Here is an 11,994-nt window from a genome sequence, read left to right as displayed (position 1 = left end):
TACACCTACTTTTCTCTTGTTCTTGGATCAATAGCATCTCTAATACCATCACCAAGCATATTAAATGATAAGATTGTTAACATAATAATAATCCCTGGATAGAATGTCAAAAACTGGTGTGTTCTAATATATGATTTACCTAAATTAAGCATTGTTCCCCATTCTGCTACAGCAGGTTCAACTCCTAATCCAATAAATCCTAATCCAGCTGCTGATAGTATCGCAGTTGCAACTCCCATAGTTGATTGAACAATGATTGGTGATATTACATTAGGAACAACGTGCCTAAAAATGATTCTAAAGTTTGTAGCCCCAAGAGCATTTGATGCTTCAATAAATTGTTTTTCATTAACAGATAGAACACTTGATCGAATAATTCTAGCAAAAATCGGAATATTTGCAATTGAGATAGCAAGAATCAAATTATTAATTCCATTTCCCAAAGATGCAACTATTGCAATTGCTAATAAAGTTGATGGAATCGATAATAAAACATCACATACTCTCATAATAACTGTATCAACCCTACCTTTGAAATAACCAGCAACAATTCCTAATAAACCTCCAAATAATAAAGCAATAATTATTGATGCAACCCCAATTGTTAATGAGGTTCTAGTTCCATATATAATTCTACTAAAGACATCTCTACCTAAATCATCAGTTCCAAATAAATGTGTTCCATTTGGTCGTTGAAGTGTGTTTGCTAGATTTTGTTCTTTCATCGGAAATGGTGCAATCAAGTCTGCAAAAATTGCTAAAAATATTAACAAGATTATAAAAAATAATCCAAACAAAGCTCTTTTATTTCTTTTAAGAGAATACCAAATATCTTTAAATGATCCTTGAGGAATATTGACTAGTTCATCAATTTTTTCTTTTTTAAATTTAAACATCCAATTTTCCTCCTATTTATATTGTGACTTAATTCTTGGATCAATATATGCATAAAGAATATCAACAATTAAATTTACTATTGAAAATAAGAATGCAATAAATAAAACTCCACCTTGAACCATCATAATATCTCTTTGCATAATTGCATTCACCATTAAAACACCAATCCCATTAATTCCAAATATTGACTCAGTTAAGACAGCACCTCCAAGTAGCGTTCCAAATTGTAGTCCAATAACTGTAACAATTGGAATTAAAGCATTTCTTAATGCATGTTCATAGATTACTTTATTTTTAGAAAGCCCTTTGGCATAAGCTGTTCTGATATAATCCTGATCCATAATTTCAAACATACTAGATCTAGTGATTCTTGCTATTGAACCCATTGAACTTGTAGCTAATGTTAAAACTGGAAGAATCATTTCGCTTGGAGTACTAAACCCTGTTGCTGGAAACCAGCCAAGTGTTAACGAAAATAAAATAATAAATAATAAACCTTGCCAGAACGTTGGCATTGATACTCCAATAAGTGAAAACATCATTGAAGTATTATCAGCAACTGAATTAGGTTTTGTAGCCGAAATAATTCCTAAAATAATCCCTAGGATTGATGCAACCAAAATACTTAATACAGCCAATTTAATTGTATTAGGTAATCTTAAAAGAATTTCTCCTAATATATCTCTTCTTGTTACATATGATCGTCCTAAATCAAATCTTAAAAAAACATCTTTAATGTACCGAAAGAATTGAACAAAGAATGGTTGATCAAGTCCCATTTCAGCTCTTAATTTTGCTAATGCTTCCGGACTAGCATTTTCACCTAAAATAAGTGTTGCTGCATCGCCAGGGGATGCATACATGATTGTAAAAACAATTAATGCAACACCTAATAAGATTGGAATTAACCATAATATTCTTTTAATAATATATTTATACATTTTAATCACCTTTAACAAAGAATGGGCATTTTTAATGGCCCACTCCTGTTTTATGTTTTAATTCTCTTTTGATACACCATCTAAGAAATAACTTCCTGTTGGGTGATGAGAAAATCCTTTTACGTTATTACGAACGCCACTAACATTTTCACGAGTTTGTAAGAATACCCATGGTAACTCATCATGAATAATTGTTTGTACTTCCTTATAATATGTTAATCTTAATGCAGGATCACTTGTTGTTCTACCAAGTTCTAATAATTCATCAACTCTCTCGTTTGAATAGAACGAACGATTACCTGCACTTGGAGTACTTTCAGAATGGAATAATGGATATAAACCATAATCTGCATCTGTTGTAACAGTTGTCCATCCTAAAAGGTACATATCAGCATCACCTTTTTCTGTTGCTGATAAGAAACTACCCCATTCTAACTGTGTAAGAATAACAGTTATCCCAATCTTTTTAAGTTCCGCTTCAATTACTTGAGCAACTCTAACTCTTTCAGTGCTATTTGACCCTACATATAGTTTTAAACTAAATCCGCCATTTGGAAATCCTGCTTCAGCAAGTAAAGTCTTAGCTTCTTCTAAATTATAATCATATGGAGTAAGTTCATCATTAAATCCAAAAACAAGTTCATTAATTGGTCCACTCATTCTCTCACCAACATTTAAGTAGATTGCTCTAATGATTGCTCCGACATCAATTGCCTTAGCAATCGCTTTTCTTACTCCAACATTTTTAAGTGGAGTATCGTTTCTTAAATTTAAGCCTAAATATTCAGCACCAAGATTTGCTGTTTTAACTAATGTTAAACTATCATTTTCTTCAACTTTTGTAATATCAGATGGTGAAATATCGTAAGCAATATCAATACCACCTGTTTCTAGTTCAATTAATTTAACACTTGCATCAGTGATTGTTCTAAATTCTATTTTAGCCATTTTAGCTTTTTCACTATGATAGTCTTCGTATCTTTCTAAAGTAACTTTGTCACCCGATACCCAACTAACAAATTTAAATGGTCCTGTACCAACAGCACTTTTCGTACCATAGTCAGCTCCACCATCAGTAACAGCTTTTTCATTTAGAATAGCAGTTGCAGGGTGGGCAAGATGAGTAAGAAATGGTCCAAATGGTCCCTTAGTTCCAATTTTAATTGTATAATCATCAACTATTTCAATTTTTTCAGGATCGATTGTTCCAACAATATGAGCAATATGACTAGATTCACTCGCTCTTTTTAATGTCCATTCAACATCTTTAGCAGTAAACTTTTCTCCGTTATGGAAAGTTACATTTTGACGAAGTTTAAACTCATATGTATTATCTCCAACATCCTCCCAAGATAATGCTAATGCAGGTACTAATGTTAAATCATCATTTTGTTTAATTAATGTTTCATAAATTTGACGAGCAATCCTCGTTGTCGCCTGATCATTCGTCTTTTGAATGTCAAATGTTACTGGATCTGCACCACTTGCTACTACTAGTGTATCTGGATCAGTTCCTTTCTTTCCACAAGCAACTAATACAACAAGTAATAACAAACCTATCATGCTTAATAATTTCTTTTTCATTTTGTCCTCCTTCTTTATAACAAATATATTTACTGCCTATTATATAAATGTTTACTCTTAAAAGTCAAACAAAAATTGCAGAAATGTTCTTTTTTACAAATGAAAACGTTTTATTTTGTTAAATAATCTTTAAATAATAAAAAAATACAACCCATTTACTGAGTTGTATCTTACAATTTTATTATAAAATATTTAATTCATCTGCTATTTCTAAAAATATGTTGTTAACGGAATAATAGTTTATATTCAATTTATTAAAGACTTTTGTTGTTAAATTATCAAGTTCTTCATATTTTTCTTCTGGAATATTCTTCTTTTTAGATAGATATGAATAAATTTCTCGATCAAACTCTAAAAGTTTTTTCACATCTTCATCACTTGTAATATCATTGTTCAAAACTTCTGTTTGAAAATCTACAGTATTAAGAAATAAATTAACTTCTTTTGCATGTTTATCTAAATCTTTAAAATCATTATTATAAACCTTTTGTAAAAGTTCATTAATATTTTCAAATTGATCTGCAATATAATAAAAACCAGTTTTAAATATTACATCATCTTCATCACTATAATTTTCATCATCAATCAACTTATCATAATAATAATCAACAACATCAAGAACATGTTTAAAACGATAATATATATCATTTGAATTATCCTTAATATTCTTTAATAATTCTTCATTTTCTAATTTCCAATTCGCATATTCATTATAGACAGTTTCATCAATCTTCATATTATGCTACCTCCATTTTAAATAATAGCATAACACTATTAAATTTAAGCTTTATTTGCTGAACCGAATAATTCGATTTTTTCACGTACAACGCGTTTAATACCATCTGTACCTGGAGCAAGTAATTTTCTTGGATCAAATCCTTTACTTTGTAAATCTTTTCCAGCTTCAATGTATTTTCTTGTTTCTTCAGCGAATGCTAATTGACATTCAGTGTTTACGTTAATTTTTGATACTCCTAATGAGATTGCACGTTTAACTTGATCACCTGGGATACCTGTACCACCGTGTAATACTAATGGAATGTTATTAGTAACTTTTTGAATTTCTTCTAATGTATCAAAACTTAAACCTTTCCAGTTTGCTGGATATTTACCATGGATGTTACCAATACCTGCTGCGAACATATCAACACCAGTTGCTGCAATTATTTTACATTCTGCTGGATCTGCTAATTCACCTGCACCAATAACTCCGTCTTCTTCTCCACCAATTGAACCAACTTCTGCTTCAACTGATACACCTTTTGCATGACAAGCTGCAACTACTTCTTTAGTTTTAGCTAAATTTTCTTCAAATGGATAGTGTGAACCATCAAACATGATTGAAGTAAATCCTGCTTCTAAAGCTTTAAATGATCCTTCATAAGTACCATGGTCTAAGTGAATAGCCACTGGAACAGTAACTCCTAAAAAGTCATGAACATTTTTAACCATTTCTACAACATTTTTGTATCCTGCCATATATTTAGCAGCTCCTTCAGAAACTCCTAAGATAACTGGTGATTTTAATTCTTCAACAGTTTGTAGAACTGCTTTAATCCATTCTAAATTATTAATGTTAATTTGAGCAACTCCATAACCTTCGTTACGTGCTTTTAACAACATATCTTTTGCTGATACTATAGCCATATTTATTTCCTCCTTGTTTTTTCTTATTATATTATATCTCAAAACACTTCTTTTTACAATGAAAACTTATTTAAATAGCGTTTTCAGACCTAGTGTTTTATTATCTTTACTTATAGTTATACAATTATCAATTTTATTCTTTTTTTAATTAAAAAAATTACTTAACCATACTTCCAATAAACCCTTTAAATAACGGATGTGGCTTAAGTGGTCTTGATAAAAATTCTGGGTGATATTGAACAGATACGAAGAAGCGATGATTTTTAAGTTCTACAGCTTCTAATACATCTTTTTGATCTCCAAACGCTGATAAAACAAGATTATTATCTTGATTAAAAATATCTTTATATACATTATTAAATTCATAACGATGTCTATGTCTTTCAGAGATTATTTCTTCTCCATACATTTCACTTAATCTTGTTTGATTAACTAGTCTAATGTTATATGATCCTAGTCTCATTTTGCCATCTTTATTTTTAATAATTACTGGATTTTTAGTATTACGATCAATCTCAGATGAATTTGCATCTTCAATACCTAAAACATTTCTTCCATATTCAATCATTGTTAGTTGCATACCATAGCATATACCAAGCATTGGAATATTATTTTCTCTAGCATACTTTATTGCTGCAATTTTACCTTCAGAAGCACGCTTACCAAACCCACCAGGAACTAAAACTCCATCACAGCCTTTTAAAACTTCACTAACATTAATTTCATCCACTTTTTCTGCATCAATCCATTTAATTTCAATATTAACATTATGATAATATCCTGCATGTTTTAATGATTCAACAATTGATAAATATGCATCATGTAGGGAAACATATTTTCCTACTAATCCAATCGTTACTTTGTTGTCTAATTTTCTTATTCGATCAATTAAATTAGTCCAATCAGTTAAATCAGCACGTGGCGCTTGATTCATTTTAAAATGTTTAAGAATATATTGATCAATTTTTTGTTCTTCCAAGTTAATAATTGTTTGATATAAAACATCAACATCAATTGATTCAAATACAGCACTACGTTTAATATCACTAAATGCAGCAATTTTTTCTTTTGCATCCTCTGGTATTGAATGTTCACCACGTAAAACTAAAATATCAGGTTGAATACCAAGAGACTTTAATTCACTAACACTATGTTGTGTTGGTTTTGTTTTAATCTCATTTGCTGCTTTCAAATATGGAACTAATGTATTATGAATATACAATGTTTTAAAATATCCAAAATCTCTTCTTGCCTGTCTAATAGCTTCAAGATAAGGAAGTGATTCAATGTCACCAACTGTTCCACCTATTTCAGTAATAATAATATCAGCTTTAGAGTTTTTAGCAGCCAACTCTAAACGTCTTTTTATTTCATTTGTTATATGTGGAATAACTTGGATTGTTGCTCCATTGTATAACCCCCTACGTTCACGGTCAATTACCGCTTGATAGATTTTTCCCGTTGTTACACTTGAATCTTTTGATAAATTTTCATCAATAAATCTTTCATAATGTCCAAGGTCTAAATCGGTTTCTGCTCCATCATCTGTAACATAAACTTCTCCATGTTGATAAGGACTCATAGTTCCTGGATCAACGTTAATATAAGGATCAAATTTTTGCATAAATACTTTTAATCCTCTGCTTTTTAAGATTTGTCCTACTGCTGATGCTGTTATTCCTTTTCCTAAACTAGAAACAACCCCACCAGTTATAAAAATAAATTTGGCCATGTGAATGCTCCCCTTTCTTTTTCTTTTTTTAATTTTCATAATAAAAATCCCTCTTTGTTTTAAAAAGGGATTTTAAAATTGACTTCTATAAGCCGATGCTAAAAAAACTATTCATCGTACATGTCTTCATAATCATCCATGATTTCGTTATAATCATCTTCATCATAATCGTCGGCATCAAAATCGATGTCATCATCGTCGGTTGATTTGAATGGTAATTCTACTTCAATATATGCTTTTTCTTCTTTTATCTGTTCGATTTCTTCTTCATCTAATTCTTCAATTTCTTCTTCGTCTAACTCTACTTCTAATTCTTCTTCATCAAATATAGCTAGATCATCTTCAATGATTTCTTCTTCATCTAATTCTTCAATTTCTTCTTCGTCTAACTCTACTTCTAATTCTTCTTCATCAAATATAGCTAGATCATCTTCAATGATTTCTTCTTCATCATCTTCTTCAACTTCGATGAATGATGAACCATCATCATCCCAAAGATGGAGATTTCCTTCTTTAAGATTCCATTTATCATCACCACAATAAACAAATTTTGCACTTTGGGTGATATCCATGTATAACTGAGTTAATTTTTCTATATCATCTAATGAGATATTTTTGATTTCTGCGATTTGCTTAAATAATTCGTGTATTGATATTGGCTTCTTATTCTCTTTTAATAATTCATAAGCCACATCAACCATCGCTAACGTTTCTAACTTTTTGCTCATAAAACGCCTCCTAAGACCTTATATATTGTATATTATTATTGATAGTTTTGCAAGTCTTAACAATTTATTTTTTATAAATAATAAAAATAATTGCCGCTATAACAACTAAAACTATAAACAGTTTGAAAGTTTTCTTAATAAATGTTATTATCCCTAGTATTATTATTACAGTTAAAAAAAGTAATAACGCCCATTTAAAAAACTCATCCATACCTGCTATATAATTATCATAAAAGCCACGAACCAAATCATCAAATTTTAGTTTTTCCAAAACATCGTTAAACCACTGCCAAATGTTTTGAAAGAAGTTTGCGTATATAGGTAACATTATTAATTCCTAATATATATATGTAGTCCTCATATATACATTAGATCTCCTTCTTTTAAGATTTTATAAAGCGGACTATATTATAATTAAATTATGATGATATCACAGACTAGTTTTCTTAACTCCTTACAGCATCTATGACTGGTTCTGAAAGGATATAGCTGTGACTTTAATTAAATATGGTTATGAGTTGGATACGGCATTTGACTGGTCATTTCCTATTAGGTTACATTCATTAAAGCCCACAGTACTAAGCTTGTATATCAATCATAGAAAGGCAGGTTTTATTATGATTTTAGTAGGTATTGATGTCGCCTCAATTAAACATGACATCGTTATCACCAATCATTTAGGTGAAGTTTTTAATAAACATTTTACCATTGAAAATTCACGATTAGGATATAAAAAACTCCTTAGCGAAATTTCATTGGCTAAAGAGTTCTTCAAAGATTCTAATGTGCGTATAGGGCTTGAATCAACTGGACATTATAGTAGAAATATTCTACACTTTTTAATCCTCGAGGGATACAATGTTATGTTCATTAATCCATTATTAACCAATATGGACCGTAAGGCTTCTTCAGTTCGTAAAACGAAGACTGATTCTATTGATGCCAAGGCCATTTGTATGTTTCTTATTAGAAATCAAAATGATTTCAAACCCTATACATTATTATCATACCATATTGATGAACTAAAAATATTAGTTAGACAAAGAAAATCTTTAAAAAAACAATTAAATAAGACTTCCAATCAACTTAAAGCTTATATTGATCAAGCTTTCCCTGAGTACCATAAAATCTTTAAGAATACTCTTTCTAACGCTTCATTAACTCTTTTAGAGTCTTACGCTTCTCTATCCGAGTTAAAACGTGTTAGAACTAACACTTTAACTGAACTTCTAAAGAAATCTTCAAAAGGTAGACATGGTCTAACTAAGGCTGAAGTGATTAAGGAATTTGTTAAAGCATCTATTGGCATTGATAGCGAATCTCTTTCACTATCAATTAAACAATCTGTTCAAACAATTAAAAGTATTGAACTTCAAGTAAGTCAAATTAATGATTTACTAGAACATCATCTCAACCAATCTAAAACAACACTTCTAACGATTCCTGGTATTGGTATTCAAACTGGTGCCATTATTTTAGCTGAGATTGGTGATATTAATCGTTTCAAGTCTGATGATGCCTTACTAGCTTTCGCTGGTCTTGACCCTTCTGTTTATCAATCTGGTAAGTATGAAGGCAGTTTTAAAATCTCTAAGCGTGGCTCATCCATCCTTAGATGGGCTATATTTCAAGCTGCAAAAATAACTGTTATGCATGACCCTATTTTTAATGCTTATTTTCTAAAGAAAAAATCTCAAGGTAAGCATTATTTAACGATTATTGGTCACGTTACTAAAAAGTTACTTAGAGTCATTCGTTCTATTTTAAAGAACAATAGTGTTTATACTGTTTCTCATTAACCGTATTTAATTATCAAAGATCTAAATTCTGATGTTTCATAGACATCTTTTTTAGCATGTCACTATATCAATTCAACTATTTTTTATTAAATACTTGACTTTCATCTAATAGTTGGCTTTCTTAATATTCTTGTCTATTTTCCACTGCTTTTATTAAAGTTAAAACGTCAGCATAACGAAGATCTGTTCCTACAGGTAGTCCATATGCTAATCTTGTAACTTTTATTTGCTTTTCTTCATATAATGACTTTAAGTATTGAGCAGTTAATTCACCTTCAACTGTTCCGTTAGTTGCAATTATCAACTCTTTTAAATCACTATTGATTCTTTTAGTAAGTGATTCAATATTTAAATCATTATCTGTAATGCCCCTTGAAAAGTCAATTAGACCTCCAAGAACATGATAATCACCATGGTAAGTTCCCATTTTTTCCATCATAAAAACATCTTTAGAATCAGCAACAACCATAATTGTTGTATGATCTCTAGTTTCATCTAAAACGATCGGAGATATTTCTTGATCCGTTAAAATGTTTGAAATTTTACATGGTCTAATACTATCAATTGCATTTTTAATACTATCTGCCATTAAATTAGCATCTTCTCTATCTAATTCACTAATTATATAAAGTGCTAATCTTTCAGCAGTTTTTTCACCAATACTTGGCAGTTTTTCTAAATTATCCATTAAGTCTTTTAATGCTTTAGGATACATTAGAAACCAAACCCACCCATTCCACCAGTGAATTGACTCATTGTTTGTTGTTGTTCTTCTTCGATTTGCTTTAATGCATCATTTACTGCAAGTAAAATTGCATCTTGTAGCATTTCTTTTTCTTCTAACATTTCACCATTAATTTGAACATCAATTAATTGTCTTGTTCCTTGTACAATAACTGTTACTCCACTTGCTTTTCCAAAATATTCTTTTGCTTCAAGTCTTTCTTGTGCAGCAGCCATTTCATCTTGCATTTTCTTTAATTTTTTTAACATTCCTGGATTCATCTTAAATCACTCCTTAATATTTACTATATCTTCACCAAAAAATTCTTTGGCCAATCTAACTGATTCTTTTTCAGCCTTTTCTTCATGTTTTTCAGTCTTTATCTCATAAATTTGGAAATCATAATCTCCAATATTAGGTCTTTTTTGACCACTCTTAAATAAATCTACATACTTATTTCTAACTATTAACCAATCTTTATTTAGTATAACATAATAATCAGTAATTCCAGCGTTTTCTAAATTTAAGACATCAAGCACTTGGCTTTGCATATCTTTTTGCATTAATTGATTCGCTATTAAAAGATTATCATGCGTAATTATAACACTATTTACAGATGCTGCAACAATTGTTGCTTCTTTAAGTAGGTGATATGCCATTTGAAGATAATTTGGAACTTGGTTATTATTTTGAAATAATCTTTCCAATTCATCTTTTTTATTTTTTGATGCATCATGTAAGATATTTTCAATGTACTCCGCTTTAACTAAACTTTCACCTTTTGTTTTAACTACTGATTTAGTAACACCTTTTGTCTTAAGTTTTTCCAAATCCTTACGAAGTTCTAAAACACTTGAACTCAAATCAATCTTATGAACTTCTTCATGATCAATCATTTGAATAACAGCAATCTCTAAATAAATACTTTTTTGCGAAGTATAACGCATATTACTTTGCATTTGAATTAAAATATCCAAGTAATGATAAATCATATTAACAGATAATTGTTTTTTTAATTTTAATAATATTTCATCGCTTTGATAATAAACTTTTGCAAGCAATAAATCTCTTAATGTGAAAATCAAATCATTAATAATTCTTTCTTCTTCTTTACCTTTTTTTAAAAACTCATTAATATGTTTTAAGGCATCAGGAGTTTTTTTATCTGTTATTAACTCTAAAAGTTTCACTAAATCTTTTTTAGAAACTGTTCCTAATATTTGACTAATATCTTCATCTGTTATCTTATCATTTGTATAACTAATCGCTTGATCAAGTAAGCTAAGAGCATCTCTTAATCCACCTTTAGCATTTATAGCAATTGATTTAACAGCTTCATCTTCAATTTCAATTTTTTCTTTTTCAATGATTTGATTTAATCTTTTAATAATACTTTCGGTATCAATATTTTTAAAATCAAATCTTTGACATCTTGAAAGAATTGTTGCTGGTATCTTATGAACTTCTGTTGTTGCAAGTATAAAAACAACATGTGCAGGTGGTTCTTCCAATGTCTTTAATAAAGCATTAAATGCTCCTGTTGTTAACATATGAACTTCATCGATAATATAAACTTTGTATTTTCCAACACTTGGTAAATATTTAACTTTATCTCTAAGTTCTCTTATTTCATCTACACCATTGTTTGATGCACCATCAATTTCAATAACATCACTAGCAGTATTACTGCTAATGTTTAAACATGAACTACATTCATTACAAGGGTTACCATCTTTGGGGTTTTGACAATTGATAGCTTTGGCAAATATTTTTGCTAAACTTGTTTTTCCAGTTCCTCTAGGTCCACTGAAAACATATGCATGACCGATTTTATCAGTATTAACAGCATTCTTTAATGTTTTAACAATTACTTCTTGTCCACTAACATCACTAAATGACTGAGGACGGTACGCACGATATAACGCTATGTAACTCAAAATGA

Annotated in this window: 12 protein-coding genes; 1 reads left to right on the top strand and 11 read right to left on the bottom strand. The window is 29.9% G+C overall.

Annotation, left to right across the window (positions count from 1 at the left end; all coding sequences use genetic code 11):
- Nucleotides 1-5 precede the first annotated feature (5 nt).
- The 8 genes from EXC62_RS02060 to EXC62_RS02025 form a co-directional block, all read right to left on the bottom strand.
- Entirely contained in the window at nucleotides 6-896 is an 891-nt protein-coding gene (locus EXC62_RS02060) for an ABC transporter permease (RefSeq protein ID WP_052589916.1), read from the bottom strand.
- Nucleotides 897-908: 12 nt separating this feature from the next.
- Nucleotides 909-1,838 carry an ABC transporter permease gene (locus EXC62_RS02055; protein ID WP_026390607.1) on the bottom strand — a complete coding sequence of 310 codons (930 nt, stop codon included), beginning with the start codon at nucleotides 1,836-1,838 and terminating at the stop codon, nucleotides 909-911.
- Nucleotides 1,839-1,895: 57 nt separating this feature from the next.
- Nucleotides 1,896-3,422, bottom strand: a complete 1,527-nt coding sequence (locus tag EXC62_RS02050; RefSeq protein WP_026390606.1) for an ABC transporter substrate-binding protein — start codon at nucleotides 3,420-3,422, stop codon at nucleotides 1,896-1,898.
- A 181-nt stretch (nucleotides 3,423-3,603) separates the two neighbouring features.
- Nucleotides 3,604-4,158: a hypothetical protein gene (locus EXC62_RS02045; protein ID WP_026390605.1), complete on the bottom strand. Its 555-nt coding sequence runs from the start codon at nucleotides 4,156-4,158 to the stop codon at nucleotides 3,604-3,606.
- Between the two features lie 44 nt (nucleotides 4,159-4,202).
- Nucleotides 4,203-5,069 carry a class II fructose-1,6-bisphosphate aldolase gene (fba, locus tag EXC62_RS02040; RefSeq protein ID WP_026390604.1) on the bottom strand — a complete coding sequence of 289 codons (867 nt, stop codon included), beginning with the start codon at nucleotides 5,067-5,069 and terminating at the stop codon, nucleotides 4,203-4,205.
- Nucleotides 5,070-5,226: 157 nt separating this feature from the next.
- On the bottom strand, nucleotides 5,227-6,801 hold the full coding sequence (locus EXC62_RS02035; RefSeq protein WP_026390603.1) for a CTP synthase: 1,575 nt from the start codon (nucleotides 6,799-6,801) through the stop codon (nucleotides 5,227-5,229).
- 107 nt (nucleotides 6,802-6,908) lie between these two features.
- Nucleotides 6,909-7,529, bottom strand: a complete 621-nt coding sequence (rpoE, locus tag EXC62_RS02030; protein WP_026390602.1) for a DNA-directed RNA polymerase subunit delta — start codon at nucleotides 7,527-7,529, stop codon at nucleotides 6,909-6,911.
- A 64-nt stretch (nucleotides 7,530-7,593) separates the two neighbouring features.
- Nucleotides 7,594-7,857, bottom strand: coding sequence for a hypothetical protein (locus EXC62_RS02025; protein WP_026390601.1), 264 nt, complete (start codon nucleotides 7,855-7,857; stop codon nucleotides 7,594-7,596).
- Between the two features lie 163 nt (nucleotides 7,858-8,020).
- On the opposite strand from EXC62_RS02025, the gene EXC62_RS02020 reads away from it, so the two are divergent.
- Entirely contained in the window at nucleotides 8,021-9,328 is a 1,308-nt protein-coding gene (locus EXC62_RS02020; protein WP_129747440.1) for an IS110 family RNA-guided transposase, read from the top strand.
- A gap of 121 nt (nucleotides 9,329-9,449) precedes the next feature.
- Here EXC62_RS02020 and recR read toward each other — a convergent pair whose 3' ends face one another.
- The 3 genes from recR to dnaX are packed head-to-tail and all read right to left on the bottom strand — an operon-like array spanning nucleotide 9,450 to nucleotide 11,989.
- Nucleotides 9,450-10,043 (bottom strand): recombination mediator RecR, encoded by a 594-nt coding sequence (gene recR, locus EXC62_RS02015; protein WP_026390974.1) that lies wholly within the window; start codon nucleotides 10,041-10,043, stop codon nucleotides 9,450-9,452.
- A complete protein-coding gene (locus EXC62_RS08805) occupies nucleotides 10,043-10,333 on the bottom strand; it encodes a YbaB/EbfC family nucleoid-associated protein (RefSeq protein ID WP_162140298.1) in 291 nt (96 codons plus the stop codon). The genes recR and EXC62_RS08805 overlap by 1 nt, the downstream gene beginning before the upstream one ends.
- A gap of 6 nt (nucleotides 10,334-10,339) precedes the next feature.
- Nucleotides 10,340-11,989 (bottom strand): DNA polymerase III subunit gamma/tau, encoded by a 1,650-nt coding sequence (dnaX, locus tag EXC62_RS02010; protein WP_162140299.1) that lies wholly within the window; start codon nucleotides 11,987-11,989, stop codon nucleotides 10,340-10,342.
- Between the last annotated feature and the right edge of the window lie 5 nt (nucleotides 11,990-11,994).

Source organism: Haploplasma axanthum (assembly GCF_900660745.1).
Classification (GTDB): Bacteria; Bacillota_I; Bacilli_A; order Acholeplasmatales; family Acholeplasmataceae; genus Haploplasma; species Haploplasma axanthum.
Note: the sequence above shows the minus strand (reverse complement) of the source record. Positions and strands in the feature narration are given on the sequence as shown.